Genomic DNA, 20964 nt, shown 5'->3' with positions numbered 1-20964 from the left:
GGCTTACTCCTTGTCCTTGGGTACATCGGGACGTAGCACTTCGGGTAAATAGGCGCGGTGAAAACCATTGAACGACTCACTGTGAGTCGCCTTGTGCAGCGGCCACGCACGACTGCCGAGGCTGGCCGCGCCGTCGATGCGCAGCGTGCTGCCACTGATGAACGCCGCCGCCGGGCTGAGCAGAAAAACGATCGCAGCGCTGACTTCAGACTCGGTGCCGATGCGCTTGAGTGGCACATGTTCACGCAGGGTCGGGATCACCGCTTTGAACGCGCCTTCGTAGGTGTCCATGCCGCTGGAAGCAATCCAGCCCGGCGCCACCGCGTTGACCCGCACCCCGGCGTAACCCCACTCGAACGCGGCGGTTTTGGTGAAGTTATCCATGCCCGCACGCGCCGCGCCGGAGTGGCCCATGCCGGGCATGCCGCCCCACATGTCGGCGAGCATGTTGACGATGTTGCCGCCGTGTTTGCTCATCGACTGGTTGAACACTTCCCGCGCCATCAGAAAACCGCCGACCAGATTGGTGCGCAGCACGGTTTCGAAACCTTTCTGATTGATCGAGGCCAACGGCGCGGGGTATTGGCCGCCGGCATTGTTGACTAGTCCGTGGATCGGTCCGTGTTCAGCGATCAATTCGCGGACCAGTTGCTTGACCGCTTCCTCATCGCGGATATCGCAAGCCTGCCAGTGCGCGCGACCACCGTCCTCGGTGATTTCGGCGGCGACTTTTTGCAGCTTTTCAGGTTTGCGCCCGACCAGCAGCACATGGGCGCCGAGCGCTGCCAGTTCGTGGGCGGTGCAGCGGCCGATACCGCTGCCGCCGCCAGTGACGATGAGGGTCTGGCCGCTGAACAGATCGGCATTGAAAATCGACGCGTAAGCCATGCAAACCATCCTCTAGTCGAGCTGTTCGGCGATGCTCTGTGGCACCGGGATCTGGATTTCCAAGAGTTGCTGGGCGAAGGCTTTGCCTTGCGGATCGATGCGCAGACTGGCCACGCCACCACCGCCGAGGGCGTTTTCCAATAGAAAGTTCAGGCTGTGGGTGCCGGGCAGATACCAGCGCTCGACCCGGCCGTGAATCGGGTCGAGAACGTGGCTCATCCAGTCGACGATCACCGCTGGCGTCAATGCTTCGGCGATCCACGGCAGGTACTCGGGCTTGCGCGGCATGACGCCGATGTTGCTGTGGTTGCCCTTGTCACCGGAGCGCGCCACGGCCAGTTTCACCAACGGCACGCTGGCATCGGCGCGCCCTTGGGGTTTGGGTGGTTGATCAGCGATTGGCAAGTCCTGGCTGTCGAATGCGGTCACGGAGGGCAGGGCACACAGGTGTTTTTCACCCGCCAAGTCGATGTGCAGGGTGCAGACGCTTTTGTCGATCAGGAACGAGAACAGACGAATCACCGGATACACCGTCGGTCGTCCGCCGACGATACCGGTCAGTCCTGGCGCCATGCCAGTCGCGGCTTGGGCGATTTCCCGGGAGAACAGGACCAGTGCCTGTTTGCTCGGATGGCGCACGGCAAGTTTGATCACCACTTCGCGGGTGTCGTGGCGCTGCCCGTGAGGGCCATAGGTTGCTTCGCCGCCGAGCAGTTCGATGTTGGTTTCGCTGTAGGGCGCCCAGCCGCGCAGGCTGAACATTTCCGACGTTTTGTCGATGATCGCCTGACTGACGCGCCGCGCCTTTTCCACCGCATCGATGCCGGCGATCAGGCAACTGGCGGTGCAGCGAAAGCCCTCAGGATGCGTCGCGCTGACCTTGTATTTGTCGCTGGGTGGCAGGCCTTTGGCGCCATGCACATGTACCGCGTTCTTGCCTTGTTGCTGAAGTTTGACCTGAGTGAAATCGCAGATCACGTCGGGCAGCAAATAGGCCTGCGGGTCGCCGATTTCGTAGAGCATCTGTTCGCCGACGGTCAGCGGCGTGATCAGGCCACCGGAACCCTCGGGCTTGCTGACGATGAACTGGCTGTCGGCGCTGACTTCAACGATTGGAAAACCGATGTGCTCGTAATCCGGCACGTCGCGCCAGTCGGTGAAGTTGCCGCCGGTACACTGCGCGCCACATTCGATGATGTGTCCGGCCAATGCGGCTTGGGCGAGTTTGTCGTATTCGTGCCACGACCAGCCGAATTCATGCACCAGCGCGGCACTGACTACGGCGCTGTCGACCACGCGCCCGGTGATGACGATGTCCGCACCCAGGCGCAGCGCTTCGACGATGCCCGGTGCGCCGAGGTAGGCGTTGGTTGAGACGCACATCGGTGGCAATGGCGCGCCGGTGAACATTTCACTGATGCCCTGAGAGGCGAGTTGCTTGAATTGTGGTTGCAGGTCGTCGCCCAGCAGCACGGCGATTTTCAGCTTGATGCCGGCGTTGTCGCAAACAGCTTGCAGTGCGGCCGCGCAGGCCTGTGGATTGACCCCGCCGGCGTTGCTGATGACGCGGATATTCTGCTCGGCCAGTTGCGGCAGCAGCGGGGAGAGGACGTCGATGAAGTCGCTGGCAAACCCGCCCTGCGGATCCTTCATGCGCGCGCCGGCCATGATCGAAAGGGTGATCTCGGCCAGGTAATCGAACACCAGATAATCCAGGTTTCCACCGTCCACAAGCTGCGCGGCGGCGGTGGAGGTGTCACCCCAGAAAGCACTGGCGCATCCGATGCGGACGGTGGTTGGCATTTTTATCTCCGACTCAGGGACCTGCGACAGAAGTGTCTGGAGGCTACCAAGCAAGCGCTTGGTTTGTAAACAGCTGAAATATCTTCTGCCCGAGCGCTTGCTTGGTTGCCTTCGGCGGCTTAAATTGCGCGCAACCCTGCGGTTTCAGGGGGCAACAGACTGATCGACTGTAGGAGAGAACGGGTGGACGAGCAAAAAGCCCTGAGGGTTATGCGCGAATTGGTCGACGAAGGCCAATTGACCGACCCGGACAGCGCCCGCGGCAAACTGCTGCAAGTGGCGGCTCACCTGTTCCGCAACAAAGGTTATGAGCGCACCACGGTGCGCGATCTGGCCGGCGCGGTGGGCATTCAGTCGGGAAGCATTTTTCATCACTTCAAAAGCAAGGACGAAATCCTGCGTGCAGTGATGGAGGAAACCATCCGCTATAACACTGCATTGATGCGCGCTGCGCTTGCCGATGCGGTCAGTGTGCGCGAGCGCGTGTTGGCGCTGATTCGCTGTGAGTTGCAGTCGATCATGGGCGGCAGCGGTGAAGCCATGGCGGTGTTGGTCTACGAGTGGCGCTCGTTGTCTGAGGATGGCCAGGCGAAAGTCCTCGCCTTGCGCGATGTTTATGAGGACATCTGGTTACAGGTGCTCGGTGAAGCCAAGGTTGCCGGGTTTATTCGCGGGGACGTATTTGTCACGCGGCGTTTCCTCACCGGCGCGCTGTCCTGGACCACCACCTGGTTCCGTGCTGGCGGCAGTCTGAGCCTTGATCAGTTGGCTGATGAGGCGTTGATTCTGGTTCTTGAAGAGCGTTGAAGCGCTTTCTATCCGGCCGGGAAACTGGCTAACTGGGCGAAACCGCCTAGCTTGAATGCATTGATCGGTATTTTTTCGGGGAGTGGGGTGTTTTGAAGTCTTTGCCAAGTCGGACGGCCGCGGGGTTGTTGCTCGCAGCGCTGGCTGCATTATGGGTATTACCCGCTCAGGCAGCGCAATTGGTTCGGGTCGGTGCAGCGCACTTTCCGCCTTATACAATTCGCCCCGAAAACGGTGCCGACACCGGTCTGTTGCCGCAGTTGGTCGAGGCCTTGAACCGGCTGCAAAGCGACTATCAGTTCGTCCTTGTGCCGACTTCCATTCCGCGTCGTTTCGGTGATTTCAAGCAGGGCCGGATCGACATGGCGATCTTCGAGAACCCCGACTGGGGCTGGAAGGAAATTCCGCATAACGACGTCGATATGGGGCTTGAGGACGCCGAGATTTTTGTCGCGCAACGCGAAGAAGGCCGGCAGCAGAACTATTTTGCCGATCTCGGCGGCAAGCGTCTGGCGCTGTTCAGTGGCTATCACTACGAGTTCGCCAACTTCAATGCCGACCCGAAATTTCTTGCGCAAAACTTCAAGGCCACGCTGACCTATTCCCACGACAGCAACCTGTTGATGGTGCTACGCGGGCGCGCGGATGTTGCCTTGGTGACACGCTCGTATTTGAGTGATTACCTGCTGCGTAACGAACAAGTGCGCGATGAATTGCTGGTGTCGCAACGCATCGATCAGGTCTACCACCACTACGCCATCCTGCGCCCGACCGCGCCGATTACCAGCGAAGCGTTCAGCAAACTGCTGCAAGGCCTGCGCGACAACGGCGAGATGCTGAAGATTTTCGATCCATACCGGATTGCCGTGGTGCCGGTGCATGATCACTGACTGAGATGCTGTTGGTATCCTGAACACGCCAGTCTACCACCCAACGAACAGCTTTTAACCTGTCAGATCTGACAGTAGTGGAGTCGGAGTATTCCTGTTTGAATCGTGATCGTACCTGACACTCGGTGTACGCACTTATCTTGCAGGAGTTTGAGTAATGACACCTTTCATGGAAATGGATTTACCAGTCCCCGAAGTAAAAGAAGCGCTTACTAACAATACGCTCTATCCAATGGACGCTCTTGATGGAGCAACAGCGACCGTTAAATATAAAATGGAGACGACTGATACCATAGTTCTTCATTGCGAAGGACCGGCAGGTATAGGGATTCCCACTTTCGAGGAAAAACAAGGTAGTGAAAGTGGAACCGTTGATTTTGATATTCTTGCCCGCACGATTGGTGCCTGCATCGGTGAAACCATATTTGTCTGGTATATGGTTTTGCGAGGCAATACCTCATGGGAATCACAGAAACTTGAACTTCAGGTGCAATATCTGGATACGTCTGATCTCCCTGCCCCGGTTCTTCCAGATGTGACTTTTATCGATGGAACTGAATGGCTGGATCTGCGCAGTTTTTCGCATGATGCGGTAGTCACATTAGCCCCACCACCTTTTTTTGCAGTGGGTCAGAAGATGTGGGTTCGTGTTGTGGGCCAACGTAACCACCCCTCCGAGACAGTGCTTTCACTTTTGGAGGCGGCAGAGATTGAGGAACGTCACCTCGTCGAGGGTATTCAGCTGAGTATTCCTCGAGGATGGCTGTTCTTCCTGGATGATTATTCAGCATTGACTGTTGAGTGCTTTCTCACATATGGCGGTCAGTCAGATACTGAGACTGCTCAGGAACTTCCGCGTACGACTCATAATATTCGTCAGGGGCCGTATCAGTTACTCAATGACTACACAGATTTCGGCCAGACGGGGTGGAACAGTTGGAAGAAAGGACCTGCCGCGGCGAATCCGAGAGATCTCGTTGTGAAGAGTGATGCCACTGGGCATTATCTATTTAATTGGGGATCTACAAGACCCAACAACGGCACTCATCTATTCAAGGATTATGGGTATCTGGAGCCGGGTCGTTGTTATGAGTTTACTCTGGAACTTCGGCGAAATCATTATACTAATCCGGTGCCGATACTTTCGTTGGAAAGCGATGAGTCGATCATTGTAGAACCGGCGCCCCTTACATCGCGGACATGGATCACAGTAGGTAATACCTTCATTGCCAACTCAAATACCATCCAACTCCGTCTGGTAAGTCATGTCGATTCACAAATTGGGAATGATTACGATGTGACACGTATTCGATTGAAGGAAGTTTACTCAGGGGACGAAGATTAAGTTTTTTTGCAAATGAGCTTAATTTTTTGCCCTCGGCTCACGTCCCATCGTTGAACTGTCGACGATTATCGTGAGCCCGACCCATGTCCAATCTGAATGACCTGACTGCCCTGGCCCTGCCTTCGGGCAGCCAGTTGGTAGCCGATGCAACCGAAAACTGTTTGAGCCTGAGCCTGGACGGGAAACCGCTGATTCGTCTGCGCCTTGATCGCAAGGGCATAGGGTCGATCCAGATCGATGAGCGCTTCGCTTTGCCGCCGGGGCAAGCCATGTGGGCAGCCTGTTATTGGTTGTTCGCTCGGGATCCGGCGTGCCAGCAATTGACTTGGCAACTCGACAGGCCGCCAACCGAAGCCTTGCTCAGTGGTTTGTTGGTGAACACCGAAGTGGCCGGCGAATACCGCAGTGAGCGCACGCTGTTCTGGCAACTGCCGCAACCGTGGCTCGGCACCTCGCTGCCAGGCAGCTATCCGCAACAAATGCTCATCAGCGCTGGCAAGCGCCATCCGCTACGACCGGTGAAGCCGCGCGGTGAAGTCTATCGGCGTTTTGATGCGCGCCTTGGCGCATGGATTTCCCTGCGCACGGTCGAGATCGAAGAAGACCTGCCGCGCTTCAATCGCTGGCAGAACAACCCGCGCGTGGCCAGTTTCTGGGAAGAACAGGGCAGTCTTGAAAAGCATCGCGAATACCTGAGCAAACTCGACGCCGATCCGCACACGCTGACGTTGATCGGCTGTTTCGACGATCAGCCGTTTGCCTATTTCGAAGCGTATTGGGCCAAGGAAGATCGCATCGCGCCGTTCTACGACGCCGATAATTACGACCGTGGCATTCACATGCTGGTGGGGGAGGAGGCGCACCGTGGCCCGCACAAAGTGGCGAGCTGGTTATCGGCGCTGGTGCATTACTTGTTTCTGGATGATCCGCGTACTCAGCGCGTGGTCGCCGAACCGCGTGCCGACAACGCGAAGATGATCGGCTACATGCAAAACCAGTGCTTTCACTGCGAAAAAGAGTTCGACTTCCCGCACAAACGTGCGGCGCTGATGATGCTGGGGCGTGAGCGGTTTTTTGATCGGTGCAGTTTGGCGTGAGGTGATCAGTCTCAAGATTATGGGTGATCTTGAGGCTGCTTTCGCGAGCAAGCTCGCTCCCACATGGGATCTGTGGCGTTCACAAATCCACTGTGGGAGCGAGCTTGCTCGCGAATGGCTTGACGCCGAATCGGGTTCTTATCGCCGCCCCACAGCCACCGGATCCCGACGATTGCCCGACACCTTGCGGCAGTGCACCAGCGCATCACGGATCATGAAGTTGACCAAGGTCGGCGATACGCCGAGCTCCTTGGCGATGTCTTTCTGCGGCACACCGTGCAGTCGATACATCTCGAACGCATAGCGCGTGCGACTCGGCAGCTCGGTCAGCGCATCGGCGATGTTTTCCAGGGTCGAGAAGTTGATGTGCGAGATTTCCGGCGAAGCACCTTGAATGACCACGTTCAACCCTTCCTCCTCAGGGCCGGAGTACTTCTGTTCCAGCGCCTGTTTGCGGTAGTGATCGATTGCAAGGTTGCGCACGATCTGGAACAGATAACTCAATTGAGCCTTGATCGACGAAGTGATCGGCGGTGCCGATTGCAGTCGGAAAAACGCATCTTGCACCACGTCTTCGGCGCGTGAACGGCAGCCGGTAATGCGTGCTGCAATCTTGACCAGAATCAGTCGATTGTCGACGAATGCCTGAAGTAGCGGTGAATCGCACCTGCTTGTGGATACTTGTTCCGTCATGGAAATCACCTTACTGCCAATAGGTTAGTGGGGCGCCTGGGGGCGGGCTGCCCTACACATCGAGCGACAAATTATGTTGAATGATAATGATTGTCAAATGAGAAAGAGAAACAATCCATTGAAATAGTGCGATCTGAGAACTGCGACACGCCGCCGCACCCCGACCCCATTGGCGATCCAGCCTGCCGACTAATTATTTCAAGACGTCATCCGTTCTCATTGGTGAATGGTTCCGGATAACGAGTCCCGGCCAGACAGCATTCCCATGCCTTGCGCGGTCGGCGTAGACCGTGTCCTGCATGCCCTGGAAGGGCGTGTCACAGCAACCCGATTCCACTAGCAAGCCGAATTCAGGCAGGAAACCTCATGACCGACGCGTTCGAACTCCCCAGCACCCTGGTCCAAGCCCTCCAGCGCCGCGCGGCCCTGACGCCGGATCGGCTGGCCTTGCGTTTTCTGGCCGAAAACGAAGAGCAGGCTGTGGTACTCAGCTATCGCGAACTGGACCTGCGTGCGCGCACCATTGCCGCTGCGTTGCAGGGCGAAGCCGAATTCGGCGATCGCGCGGTGTTGTTGTTTCCCAGTGGGGCGGATTACGTCGCTGCGTTCTTCGGATGCCTGTACGCCGGTGTGATCGCGGTGCCGGCCTACCCGCCGGAATCGACCCGTCGTCATCATCAAGAGCGCCTGCTGTCGATCATTGCCGACGCCGAACCGCGGCTGTTGCTGACCAGCGCCGACCTGCGCGACGCCTTGCAACAGATCGAAGGCGCGCCGCCGCTGTTGTGCGTCGATACGCTCGACAGCGCTTTGGCTGAGCGCTGGGTTGAACCGAGTCTGCCGGCCGATCACATCGCCTTCCTGCAATACACCTCCGGCTCGACCGCGCTGCCCAAAGGCGTGCAGGTCAGCCACGGCAATCTGGTCGCCAACGAGTTGCTGATTCGCCACGGTTTCGGCATCGACGTGAACCCGGACGACGTCATCGTCAGCTGGCTGCCGCTGTACCACGACATGGGTTTGATCGGCGGTTTGTTGCAGCCGATTTTCAGCGGCGTGCCATGCATCCTGATGTCGCCGGCGTACTTCCTTGGCCGGCCATTGCGCTGGCTTGAAGCGATCAGCCAATACGGCGGCACCATCAGCGGCGGGCCGGATTTTGCCTACCGTTTGTGCAGCGAACGGGTCAGCGAATCGGCGCTGGAACGTCTCGACCTGAGCCGCTGGCGCGTGGCCTATTCCGGTTCCGAGCCGATCCGTCTCGACACCAACGAACGTTTCGCCGAAAAATTCGCGGCGTGTGGTTTCAGTGCCGACAGCTTCATGGCGTCCTACGGTCTGGCCGAGTCCACGCTGTTCGTCGCCGGCACGCCGCGCGGCAGGGGCATCCCTGTGCTACGCGTGGATGATCAGGCCTTGGCGCAAAACCGTGCCGAGCCGGGTGACGGCAGCGCGATCATGAGTTGCGGCATCAGCCAGCCAGAGCACGCGGTGTTGATCGTCGAGCCAACACGTCTTGAAGAACTCGCCGACAATGCCGTCGGCGAAGTCTGGGCGGCTGGCCCGAGCATCGCTCACGGTTACTGGCGCAACCCCGAGGCCAGCGCCAAGACTTTCGTCCAGCACGCCGGCCGCACCTGGCTACGCACCGGTGACCTGGGGTTCATGCGTAACGGTGAACTGTTCATCACCGGTCGCCTTAAAGACATGTTGATCGTGCGCGGCCATAACCTCTATCCGCAGGACATCGAGAAGACGGTCGAAAGCGAAGTAGAAGTGGTGCGCAAGGGCCGGGTCGCCGCATTTGCGGTGACGCAGGATGGCGAAGAAGGCATCGGCATCGCGGCGGAAATCAGCCGCAGCGTGCAGAAAATCCTCCCGCCAGAAGCGCTGATCAAAGCCATCCGCCAAGCTGTGGCGGAGGCTTACCAGCAAGCGCCGAGCGTGGTGGTCCTGCTCAATCCCGGCGCATTACCAAAAACCTCCAGCGGCAAATTGCAGCGTTCGGCCTGTCGAAATCGTCTTGCCGATGGCAGCCTCGACAGCTACGCGGTGTTCCCGTCGGCTGAAGCGGCAAGTGCCCAATCGTCCCTGCAAGCTTCCGAACTCGAAGCCCTGATCGGCAACATCTGGGCCGAGCAACTGAACGTCAAACAGGTCAATACCGACGATCACTTCTTCCTGCTCGGCGGCAACTCGATTGCCGCCACGCAAGTGATCGCCCGAGTGCGCGAAGCGCTCGGTCTGGAGCTGAGCCTGCGTGTACTTTTCGAAGCGCCGACGCTGTCCGCGTTCGCCGCCGCCGTGGCCCAGCAACAACAGGATGGCGGCAGTGCTCAAGGCGAAATCAACGCCCTGTCGCGCACTGAGCCGATGCCGCAATCGCTGGCGCAAAACCGCTTGTGGATCACTTGGCAACTCGACCCGCGAAGCAGCGCCTACAACATTCCGGGTGCGCTGCGTCTGCGCGGCGGGCTCGATGAAGACGCCTTGCGCGCAAGCTTCCAGCAACTGATCGAACGCCACGAATCCCTGCGCACGCGCTTCTTCGAGCGCGACGGCGTGGCGCTGCAGCAAATTGATGCTGCGGCTGAATTCAACCTGCAACGGATCGACATCAGCGACCTGCCAACCCATGAGCGGGAAGCGCGCGCTGAGCAAATCCGCGAGGACGAAGCACGTACCCGGTTCGATCTGGAAACAGGCCCGCTGCTGTGGGTGACGCTGATTCGTCTTGATGACGAAGATCACCAACTGCTGGTGACGATGCACCACATCATCGCCGACGGCTGGTCGCTGAACGTGTTGATCGATGAATTCTCGCGCCTGTACGCCGCCGCATCCCAAGGCCAGCGCGCCGAGCTCGCGCCATTGCCAACCCAGTACGCCGATTACGGCAGTTGGCAGCGCCAATGGCTGGCGCAAGGCGAGGCTGAGCGGCAGCTTGCCTACTGGAAAGCACAGTTGGGCGATGAACATCCGACGCTGGAACTGGCCACCGATCACCCGCGTTCGGCGCAGCGCATTCGCAGTGCCGCGCGCCACAGCGTACGTCTGAGCATCAGCCTCAGCGATGCCATCCGACAGACGGCCCAGGCGCACGATGCAACACCGTTCATGTTGTTGCTCGCGGCGTTCCAGAGCCTATTGCACCGTTACAGCGGTCAGCGCGATATCCGCGTGGGCGTGCCCAATGCCAACCGTCCGCGCCTGGAAACCCAAGGCCTGATCGGCTTTTTCATCAACACTCAGGTGCTGCGCGCCGACGTTGATTCGCGTCTGTCGTTTATCGAGTTGCTGGCGCAAACCCGCGAGGCGGCACTCGGCGCACAAGCCCATCAGGACTTGCCGTTCGAACAACTGCTCGAAGCCTTCCCGCAGGCCCGCGAACAAGGTTTGTTCCAGGTCATGTTCAACCATCAGCAACGTGACCTCAGCGCACTCAAACGCCTGCCCGGTCTGCTTGCCGAAGAGTTGTCGTGGCACAGCCGCGAGGCCAAGTTCGACCTGCAATTGCACAGTGAAGAAGACCGCAACGGTCGCCTGACCTTGTCCTTCGACTATGCCGATGAGCTGTTCGACACCGCGACCATCGGGCGTCTGGCGGAGCATTTCAGTAATCTTTTGCGCAACGTCTGCGAGCGTCCGCACAACGCCATCGGTGATCTGCAACTGTTGACCGCCAGCGAACGCGATCAGCAAACAGATTGGAGCAGCGCCCCGTGTACTCCGGCGCAACAATGGCTGCCTGAATTGCTCAACGAACAACTGCGCCTGACCCCGCAACGCACCGCGCTGGTGTGGAAGGGCGGCAGTCTCGACTTTGCCGAGTTGCACACGCAAGCCAACCGCCTCGCGCATTACCTGCGCGACAAAGGTGTCGGCCCGGATGTCTGCGTGGCCATCGCGGCCGAGCGCTCGCCGCAACTGCTGATCGGCCTGTTGGCGATCATCAAGGCGGGCGGCGCTTATGTCCCGCTCGATCCGGATTACCCGGCTGAGCGTCTGGCCTACATGCTCAGCGACAGCGGCGTCGAATTGCTGCTGACGCAGACTGAATTGCTCGATCGCTTGCCGGCCAGCGAAGGCGTCAGCGTCATCGCCATGGATGCCCTGCATCTGGAGAACTGGCCAAGCCAGGCACCGGGTCTGCATCTGCACGGCGACAACCTTGCCTACGTGATTTACACATCCGGCTCCACCGGTCAACCGAAAGGCGTCGGCAACACCCACGCGGCATTGGCTGAACGGTTGCAATGGATGCAGAGCACTTATCGCCTGAACGACAGCGACGTGCTGATGCAAAAAGCACCGATCAGTTTCGACGTGTCGGTGTGGGAATGCTTCTGGCCGCTGATCACGGGGGCGCGCCTGCTGATTGCTGCACCGGGTGAGCACCGTGACCCGCATCGCATTGCGCAGCTTGTGCAGCAATATGGCGTGACCACGCTGCACTTCGTGCCGCCGCTGCTCTCGCTGTTCATCGACGAGCCGCTAAGCGCTGAATGCACCAGCCTGCGCCGGGTTTTCTCCGGTGGCGAAGCCTTGCCGGCGGAGCTGCGCAATCGTGCCCTGGCGCAACTGCCAGCGGTGCTACTGCACAACCGTTATGGCCCGACTGAAACCGCGATCAACGTCACCCACTGGCATTGCACCAGCGCTGATGGCGAGCGCTCGCCCATTGGCCGGCCGCTGGGTAACGTGGTCTGCCGCGTGCTCGACGCCGATCTCAATCCTGTGCCTGTGGGCGTGCCGGGTGAGCTGTGCATCAGCGGTATCGGTCTGGCGCGTGGTTATCTCGGTCGCCCGTCACTGACCGCCGAACGTTTTATCGTCGACCCATTAGGTGAGCAGGGCGCTCGCTTGTACCGAACCGGCGACCGCGCACGCTGGGCTGTCGATGGCGTGATCGAATACCTCGGCCGTCTCGATCAGCAGGTCAAACTGCGTGGCTTTCGTGTCGAACCGGAAGAAATCGAAGCACGTCTGCTCGCGCAGATCGGTGTTGCTCAAGCCGTGGTGCTGGTGCGTGAAACCGCTGCTGGCGCACAACTGGTTGGCTACTTCACTGCGACCGACGCCAGCGAAGATCAAGACGCGCAAATCGCTCGCCTGAAAACCGCACTGGCCGCCGAGTTGCCGGAATACATGGTCCCGGCGCAACTGATGCGCCTCGACGCAATGCCCCTGAGCCCAAGCGGCAAACTCGACCGCCGCGCGTTGCCCGAACCGCAATGGCAAGCACGTGAGCATGTCGTGCCAGTCACCGAACTGGAGCAACAGATTGCCGCGATCTGGCGCGAAGTGCTGGGCCTGGCGCAAGTCGGCCTGCGTGACGATTTCTTCGCCCTCGGCGGCCACTCGCTGCTGGCCACGCAAATCATCTCGCGCACCCGTCAGACCTGCGACGTCGAATTGCCGTTGCGCGCCTTGTTCGAGCACAGCGAGCTCGGTGATTTCGCCGAACAGATCCGTCTGATCCAGGTCAGCGGTCGCACCAACAAACAGCCGCCGATTGAAAATGTCGACCGCAGCCAACCAGTGCCGTTGTCCTATTCGCAACAACGCATGTGGTTCCTCTGGCAGATGGAACCGGACAGCCCGGCGTACAACGTCGGCGGCATGGCGCGCCTGCGTGGCGTGTTGCACGTCGAGCATTTCGAGGCGGCATTGCAGGCGCTGATCCTGCGTCACGAAACCCTGCGCACGACGTTCCCGAGTGTCGATGGCGTGGCCCGTCAGCAGGTGCATGCCGAGTCTGGCATGCGCATGGGCTGGAAGGATTTCTCCAAACTCGCGGCTGAGGTTCGTGAGCAAGAAGTCCAGCAACTGGCCGACGAAGAAGCGCATCTGCCGTTTGATCTGGAAACCGGTCCGCTGCTGCGCGCTTGTCTGGTCAAGACCGCCGAGCATGAGCATTACTTCGTCCTGACCCTGCATCACATCGTCACCGAAGGTTGGGCGATGGACATTTTCGCCCGCGAACTCAGCGCGCTGTACGAAGCCTTCGTCGACGATCGCGATTCGCCGCTGGAGCCGTTGCCGGTGCAGTACCTCGACTACAGCGTCTGGCAGCGCAACTGGCTGGAGTCCGGCGAGCGTCAGCGTCAGCTCGATTACTGGACGGCGCAACTGGGCCGCGAACATCCGCTGCTTGAGTTGCCCGGTGACCGTCTGCGTCCGCCGGTGCAGAGCCATCAGGGTGAACTGTTCCGTTTTGACCTCAGTGATGACCTTGCTGCGCGAGTCCGGGCGTTTAATGCGCAAAACGGTCTGACCCTGTTCATGACCATGACCGCCGCACTCGCCACGCTGCTTTACCGCTACAGCGGCCAGACCGATTTGCGCATCGGTGCGCCGGTGGCCAACCGTATCCGCCCGGAAAGCGAAGGGCTGATCGGCGCGTTCCTCAACACTCAGGTGCTGCGTTGCCAGCTCGACGGGCAAATGTCGGTCGGCGCGTTGTTCGAACAGGTGCGCCACACCGTGATCGAAGGCCAGTCCCATCAGGATCTGCCGTTCGATCATTTGGTTGAAGCCTTGCAGCCTCCGCGCAGCGCTGCCTACAACCCGCTGTTCCAGGTAATGTGCAACGTGCAGCGCTGGGAATTCCAGCAGAGCCGCATGCTCGCCGGCATGACCGTCGAGTACCTGGCCAACGACGCGCGGGCGACCAAGTTCGATCTCAACCTGGAAGTCACTGACCTCGACCATCGCCTCGGCTGCTGCCTGACGTATAGCACCGATCTGTTCGACGAGCCGACCATCGCGCGCATGGCCAGACATTGGCGCAATCTGCTGGAGGCGCTGATCGCGGATCCGCAACAACGCCTCAGCGAACTGCCGCTGCTCGACAAACCTGAGCAACAGCATCTGCTCGACAGCCTCGGCGTCGAGCCGGGCGAGCATCGTCTCGATCAGTGCATACATCACCTGTTTGCCGAGCAAGCGCTGCTGCGCAAAAATGCGCCAGCGCTGACCTTCGCCGGGCAGACGTTGAGCTATGCCGAACTCGACGCCCGCGCCAATCGTCTGGCCTGGGCCCTGCGTGAGCGCGGCGTTGGCCCGCAAGTGCGCGTTGGTCTGGCGCTCGAGCGTTCGCTGGAGATGGTCATTGGCCTGCTGGCGATCCTCAAGGCGGGCGGCGCTTATGTGCCGCTCGACCCGGAATACCCGCTTGACCGCCTGCATTACATGATCGAAGACAGCCGCATCGGTCTGCTGCTCAGTGATCGTGCGATGTTCAACGCCCTCGGCGATTTGCCGTCGAGCGTGGCGAGTTGGTGCCTGGAAGAGGACAGCGCCGCACTGGCCGATTTCCCGGCCACCGAGCTGCCATTTATCAGCCTGCCACAGCATCAGGCCTACCTGATTTACACCTCGGGTTCGACCGGTAAACCGAAAGGCGTGGTGGTTTCTCACGGCGAAATCGCCATGCATTGCCAAGCCGTCATCGAGCGTTTTGGCATGCGTCCTGACGACTGCGAATTGCACTTCTATTCGATCAACTTCGACGCTGCCACCGAGCGTTTGCTGGTGCCGTTGCTCAGCGGCGCGCAGGTCGTGTTGCGGGCACAAGGTCAGTGGGATGCCGAGGAAATCTGCGGGCTGATTCGCACTCATCGGATCAACGTCCTGGGTTTCACCCCGAGCTACGGCAGCCAGTTGGCGCAGTTCCTGGCCACGCAAAACGAAATCCTGCCAGTGCGGATGATCATCACCGGCGGCGAAGCGTTGACCGGCGAACACCTGCAACGCATTCGTGCGGCGTTCAAACCGAGCCTGTTCTTCAACGCCTATGGCCCGACTGAAACCGTGGTCATGCCACTGGCCAGTCTGGCCCCGGACGTGCTCGAAGAGGGCGCCGGCAGTGTGCCGATCGGCAGCGTGATTGGTGCTCGCGTGGCGTACATTCTTGACGCCGATCTGGCGCTGGTGCCGCAAGGCGCGACCGGTGAATTGTTTGTTGGTGGCGCGGGTCTGGCGCAGGCTTATCACGACCGTCCGGGTATCACGGCCGAACGTTTTGTCGCTGACCCGTTTGCCGCTGATGGCCGACGCATGTATCGCACTGGCGACTTGGTGCGCCAGCGCGCCGACGGTCTGGTCGAATACTTGGGTCGGATCGACCATCAGGTGAAAATCCGTGGTTTCCGTATCGAACTCGGCGAAATCGAAACCCGCCTGCTCGATCACCCCTCGATCCGCGAAGCCGTGGTGCTGGCGCTGGAAACGCCAAGTGGCAAACAACTGGTTGGCTATCTTGTCACCGAGATTGCGGAGCAAGCTGAAGCTCAACACGCTGAACTGCGCGATGCACTGAAGTCGCACCTCAAGGCGCAACTGCCGGATTACATGGTGCCAACGCACCTGATTCTGCTGGCGAGCATGCCGCTCACCGCCAACGGCAAACTGGATCGCCGCGCGCTGCCGGCGCCGGACCCCGAACAGAACCGTCAGGACTACGTCGCTCCGAGCAATGAGCTGGAGCAGACGCTGGCGCAGATCTGGTGCGAAGTGCTCAACGTCAAACAGGTTGGCCTCAACGACAACTTCTTCGAGCTGGGTGGCGATTCGATTCTGTCGATTCAAGTGGTCAGCCGCGCGCGCCAGCAGGGCGTTCATTTCAGTCCGCGTGATCTGTTCCAGCATCAGACCGTGCAAACCCTCGCCGCTGTGGCCAGCCGTACCGAGTTGGTGACAGCAGAGCAAGGTCTGGTGAGTGGCGAATCGCGTCTGACGCCGATTCAGCACTGGTTCTTCGACACCGATATTCCTGAGCGTCAGCACTGGAATCAGGCGTTATTGCTGGAGCCGACTGTGGCGCTGGAACCGCAGTGTCTGGAGCAGGCGTTGCTGGCAGTGATTGAGCAACATGACGCCTTGCGTTTGCGCTTTAGCGAGGTGGGTGACCAGTGGCAAGCGGCACATCAACCGGTCTCGGATGCCGTTGTTTTGTCGCAATTACGCGTCGCATCGATGGACCAGTGCGAGGCGCTGTTCGCCGATGCCCAGCGCAGTCTTGATCTGGAAAACGGTCCGCTGCTACGTGCCTTGCTGGTCGATGGCCCGCAGGGTCAGCAACGTCTGTTCGTCGCCATCCATCACTTGGTGGTCGACGGGGTGTCTTGGCGCGTTTTGCTCGACGATCTGCAAACCGTGTATCGCCAGCTAGACGCCGGGCAGTCGGTGAAACTGCCGGCGAAAACCAGTGCCTTCAAGGACTGGACGGCACGTTTGCAGGCCTACGCCGGCAGCGAATCGCTGCGTGAAGAACTCAACTGGTGGCAGACCCAACTGGCCGGCCCGAGCGCTGATCTGCCTTGTGAAAACCCACAGAGCGGCCAGCAGAATCGGCACGCACAAACCGTCAGCGTGCGTCTCGATGCCGAGCGCACCAGACAATTGCTGCAACAGGCGCCGAGTGCTTATCGCACGCAGGTCAACGACCTGTTGCTGACCGCGTTGGCCCGTGTGCTGTGCCGCTGGAGCGGTCAGCCTTCGGCGCTGATTCAACTGGAAGGCCACGGTCGCGAAACCCTGTTCGACGAGATCGACCTGACTCGCACTGTTGGCTGGTTCACCAGCGCCTATCCATTACGCCTGATGCCGCACAACATCGAAGAGGCCGCCGGGCAGGGCGCTTCGATCAGGGCGATCAAGGAGCAACTGCGCGCCGTGCCGCACAAAGGCCTCGGTTACGGCGTGCTGCGTTATCTGGCTGACGACCTCAGCCGACGCAGCATGGCCGCGCTGCCGACTGCGCCGATCACCTTCAACTACCTCGGCCAGTTCGACCAGAGTTTCGGCAGCGATGCGCTGTTCCGTCCGCTGGATGAACCGGTCGGCGCGGCCCACGATCCGCAGGCGCCGTTGCCGAACGAACTGAGCATCGACAGTCAAGTCTATGGCGGTGAACTGCTGCTGCGCTGGACCTTCAGCGCCGAGCGTTACGAGGCGCAGACCATTAATGACCTGGCGGACGCCTACGTGGGCGAACTGCAAAGTCTGATCGAGCATTGCCTGCAAGATGAGGCTGGTGGTCTGACGCCGTCGGACTTCCCGCTGGCCAAACTGACCCAGGCGCAACTCGATGCGTTGCCGGTGCCGGCCGCGCACATCGAAGACGTCTATCCGCTGACGCCGATGCAGGAGGGCATGTTGCTGCACACCTTGCTCGAGCCGGGCACCGGTCTGTATTACATGCAGGATCGTTACCGCATCAACAGCGAACTCGACCCCGAGCGTTTCGCTCAGGCGTGGCAAGCCGTGGTCGGTCGTCACGAAGCGTTGCGGGCGTCGTTCTGCTGGAACGTTGGCGAGGACATGCTGCAAGTGATTCACACGCCGGGTCGCACGCCAATCGAGTATCTGGACTGGAGCGCCATCAGCGACGCCGAGCAAGAACCGAAGCTGCAAGCGCTGCTGAAAAGCGAGCGCGAGGCCGGGTTCGATCTGCTCAATCAGGCACCGTTCCACTTGCGTCTGATCAAGGTCGGCGCGGCGCGCTACTGGTTCATGATGAGCAATCACCACATCCTCATCGATGCCTGGTGCCGTTCGCTGCTGATGAACGATTTTTTCGAGATCTACACTGCGCTTGGCGAAGGTCGCGAAGCTCAGCTGAGCGTGCCGCCGCGTTATCGCGATTACATCGGCTGGCTGCAACGCCAGAGCCTGGCCGAGGCGCGTCAGTGGTGGCAGCAGAACCTGCAAGGGTTCGAGCGCACCACGCCGATCCCGAGCGACCGGCCATTCCTGCGTGAACATGCCGGCGAAAGCGGCGGCATGGTCGTCGGTGACCGCTACACCCGTCTTGATGTTGCAGACGGCGCCCGTTTGCGTGAGCTGGCTCAGGCCCATCAACTGACCATCAACACCTTCGCCCAAGCGGCGTGGGCGCTGGTGCTGCGGCGCATGAGTGGTGATCGCGACGTGTTGTTCGGTGTGACCGTGGCCGGGCGTCCGGTGGAAATGCCGGAAATGCAACGCACCGTCGGTCTGTTCATCAACAGTATTGCGCTGCGGGTGCAGATGCCGGCGGACGATCAGCGCACCAGCGTGCGTCAGTGGCTGAGCGGTCTGCTCGACAGCAACATGCAACTGCGCGAATACGAATACCTGCCGCTGGTGAGCATTCAGGAACAGAGCGAATTGCCGAAAGGCCAGCCACTGTTCGACAGCCTTTTTGTGTTCGAGAACGCACCGGTAGAAGTCTCGGTACTGGACCGTGCGCAGAGCCTCAACGCGACCTCGGATTCGGGCCGAACCCACACCAACTTCCCGCTGACGGCGGTGTGCTATCCGGGCGATGACCTTGGGCTGCACCTGTCGTATGACCAGCGTTACTTCGACGAGTCGACGGTCGCGCGCATGCTCGGCGAGTTCAAGCGTCTGCTGCTGGCGCTGGTCGATGGTTTCCATGGCGACATGGCCGATCTGCCGTTGTTGGGCAGTGAGGAGCAGGACTTCCTGCTCCACGGTTGCAACCAGAGCGCCCACGATTATCCGCTGGAGCAGAGCTACGTTTCGCTGTTCGAAGCGCAGGTTGCGGCGCATCCACAGCGCATCGCTGCCAGTTGCCTCGATCAGCAATTGAGCTATGCCGAGCTGAACCGCAATGCCAACCGTCTCGGCCATGCACTGGTTGCGGCGGGAGTGCAGATGGATCAACCGGTAGCGTTGCTGGCCGAGCGTAATCTCGATCTGCTGGGCATGATCATCGGCAGCTTCAAGGCTGGCGCGGGTTACCTGCCGCTGGATCCGGGTCTGCCGAGTCAGCGCCTGCAACGGATCATTGAGCTGAGCCGCACCCCGGTTCTGGTGTGCAGCGAAGCGTGCCGCGAGCAGGCGCAGACTTTGCTGGATGAATTCAGCTGCGCCAATCGTCCACGCCTGCTGGTATGGGAGGAGGTGCAAACGCTGGCGACATCGGCGCAAAACCCGGGCATTCACAGTGGCCCGGACAACCTCGCCTATGTGATCTACACCTCGGGCTCCACCGGTCTGCCGAAAGGCGTGATGGTCGAGCAGCGCGGCATGCTCAACAACCAGTTGAGCAAGCTGCCGTACCTGAATCTGACGGCCGCCGATGTGATCGCGCAAACCGCTTCGCAAAGCTTCGATATTTCGGTTTGGCAGTTCCTCGCCGCGCCGCTGTTCGGGGCGCGGGTGGACATTGTACCGAACACTATCGCCCACGATCCGCAAGGTTTGCTGGTGCATTTGCAGGCCCAGGGTATTACCGTGCTGGAGAGTGTGCCGTCGCTGATTCAGGGCATGTTGGCTTCGGATCGCCTGAGCCTCGACGGCCTGCGCTGGATGCTGCCGACTGGTGAAGCGATGCCGCCGGAACTGGCGCACCAATGGCTGCTGCGTTACCCGGACATTGGTCTGGTCAACGCTTACGGCCCGGCGGAGTGCTCGGATGACGTGGCGTTCTACCGCGTCGATATGGCCTCGACTCGCGGCAGTTATTTGCCGATCGGCACGCCCACCGACAACAACTTGTTGTACTTGCTTGATGGCGCGCTGGAATTGGTGCCATTGGGCGCCGTGGGTGAGTTGTGTGTGGCCGGCACCGGTGTTGGACGCGGGTATGTCAGCGATCCGCTGCGCACCGCGCCGGTGTTTGTGCCGAACCCGTTCGGCGCACCAGGCGAACGCTTGTATCGCACTGGTGACTTGGCGCGACGTCGCAGCGATGGCGTGCTGGAGTACGTTGGTCGCGTCGACCATCAGGTGAAGATTCGCGGTTACCGGATCGAACTGGGTGAAATCGAAGCGCGTCTGCACGAACAACCGGAAGTCCGCGATGCGGCGGTCGGTGTGCAGGAAGGCGTCAACGGCAAGCATTTGGTCGGCTATTTAGTGGCGGCGGATTCTGTGTTGAACCCGAGCGAACGCCTGGAGCGCATCAAGCAACGCCTGCGCAGCGAACTGCCGGAATACATGGTGCCGCTGCACTGGCTGTGGCTTGCACAACTGCCGCTCAACGCCAACGGTAAACTCGATCGCAAAGCCCTGCCGGCACTGGAGATCGGGCAGTTGCAGAGCCTGGATTACCTGGCGCCGCGCAACGAGCTGGAGCAAACCCTGGCAGATATCTGGGCCGAGGTGCTGAAGGTCGAGCAGGTTGGCGTGCGCGACAACTTCTTCGAACTCGGCGGGCACTCGTTGCTGGCCACGCAAATCGCCTCGCGGGTGCAGAAAATTTTGCAACGCGACGTGCCGCTGCGGGCGATGTTTGAGTGCAGCACGGTTGCGGAACTGGCCGACTATATCGATGGGCTGGCGGCCAGTGAAATCACTGAGGAGAAAGTGGATCGGTTGAATGATCTTATGGCGGAGCTGGAGGGTCTTTGATTCCTTAGCGTCTGTTAAGGCCTATTCGCGAGCAAGCTCGCTCCCACATGGATCGGAGGTGTACACAAAATCTGTG

General features: G+C 60.1%; 8 protein-coding genes. 5 read left to right on the top strand and 3 right to left on the bottom strand.

The window, feature by feature from the left end:
- Positions 1–3: 3 nt before the first annotated feature.
- Positions 4–888 carry an SDR family oxidoreductase gene (locus tag ACIQVE_RS13015; RefSeq protein WP_402808697.1) on the bottom strand — a complete coding sequence of 295 codons (885 nt, stop codon included), beginning with the start codon at positions 886–888 and terminating at the stop codon, positions 4–6.
- Between the two features lie 12 nt (positions 889–900).
- Positions 901–2691 carry an acyclic terpene utilization AtuA family protein gene (locus ACIQVE_RS13010; protein ID WP_402808694.1) on the bottom strand — a complete coding sequence of 597 codons (1791 nt, stop codon included), beginning with the start codon at positions 2689–2691 and terminating at the stop codon, positions 901–903.
- Between the two features lie 183 nt (positions 2692–2874).
- Here ACIQVE_RS13010 and ACIQVE_RS13005 point away from each other — a divergent pair, with 183 nt between their 5' ends.
- The 4 genes from ACIQVE_RS13005 to ACIQVE_RS12990 all read left to right on the top strand — a co-directional run bounded on the left by ACIQVE_RS13005 (position 2875) and on the right by ACIQVE_RS12990 (position 6830).
- Positions 2875–3498 carry a TetR/AcrR family transcriptional regulator gene (locus tag ACIQVE_RS13005; protein ID WP_402808691.1) on the top strand — a complete coding sequence of 208 codons (624 nt, stop codon included), beginning with the start codon at positions 2875–2877 and terminating at the stop codon, positions 3496–3498.
- Positions 3499–3590: 92 nt separating this feature from the next.
- Positions 3591–4388, top strand: coding sequence for a substrate-binding periplasmic protein (locus ACIQVE_RS13000; RefSeq protein WP_402808688.1), 798 nt, complete (start codon positions 3591–3593; stop codon positions 4386–4388).
- A gap of 157 nt (positions 4389–4545) precedes the next feature.
- Positions 4546–5733, top strand: a complete 1188-nt coding sequence (locus tag ACIQVE_RS12995) for a hypothetical protein (RefSeq protein WP_402808686.1) — start codon at positions 4546–4548, stop codon at positions 5731–5733.
- A gap of 83 nt (positions 5734–5816) precedes the next feature.
- Complete coding sequence (locus ACIQVE_RS12990; protein WP_402808684.1) at positions 5817–6830, top strand: GNAT family N-acetyltransferase; 1014 nt, start codon at positions 5817–5819, stop codon at positions 6828–6830.
- A gap of 138 nt (positions 6831–6968) precedes the next feature.
- On the opposite strand, the gene ACIQVE_RS12985 is transcribed toward ACIQVE_RS12990, so the two are convergent.
- Positions 6969–7523 carry an RNA polymerase factor sigma-70 gene (locus tag ACIQVE_RS12985; RefSeq protein ID WP_402808681.1) on the bottom strand — a complete coding sequence of 185 codons (555 nt, stop codon included), beginning with the start codon at positions 7521–7523 and terminating at the stop codon, positions 6969–6971.
- A 366-nt stretch (positions 7524–7889) separates the two neighbouring features.
- On the opposite strand from ACIQVE_RS12985, the gene ACIQVE_RS12980 reads away from it, so the two are divergent.
- On the top strand, positions 7890–20888 hold the full coding sequence (locus ACIQVE_RS12980) for a non-ribosomal peptide synthetase (RefSeq protein WP_402808678.1): 12999 nt from the start codon (positions 7890–7892) through the stop codon (positions 20886–20888).
- Positions 20889–20964 lie beyond the last annotated feature (76 nt).

Source organism: Pseudomonas sp. NPDC098747, assembly GCF_044760045.1.
Taxonomy (GTDB): Bacteria; Pseudomonadota; Gammaproteobacteria; order Pseudomonadales; family Pseudomonadaceae; genus Aquipseudomonas.
The sequence above is the reverse complement of the archived record's forward strand: the minus strand, read 5'-3'. Positions and strand labels throughout refer to the sequence as shown.

Excerpts from the sequence above, each read along its gene's own strand:
- ACIQVE_RS13015 (WP_402808697.1), bottom strand. The coding sequence starts at position 888 with ATGGCTTACGCGTCGATTTTCAATGCCGATCTGTTCAGCGGCCAGACC.
- ACIQVE_RS13010 (WP_402808694.1), bottom strand. The coding sequence starts at position 2,691 with ATGCCAACCACCGTCCGCATCGGATGCGCCAGTGCTTTCTGGGGTGAC.
- ACIQVE_RS12995 (WP_402808686.1), top strand. The coding sequence starts at position 4,546 with ATGACACCTTTCATGGAAATGGATTTACCAGTCCCCGAAGTAAAAGAA.
- ACIQVE_RS12990 (WP_402808684.1), top strand. The coding sequence starts at position 5,817 with ATGTCCAATCTGAATGACCTGACTGCCCTGGCCCTGCCTTCGGGCAGC.
- ACIQVE_RS12985 (WP_402808681.1), bottom strand. The coding sequence starts at position 7,523 with ATGACGGAACAAGTATCCACAAGCAGGTGCGATTCACCGCTACTTCAG.
- ACIQVE_RS12980 (WP_402808678.1), top strand. The coding sequence starts at position 7,890 with ATGACCGACGCGTTCGAACTCCCCAGCACCCTGGTCCAAGCCCTCCAG.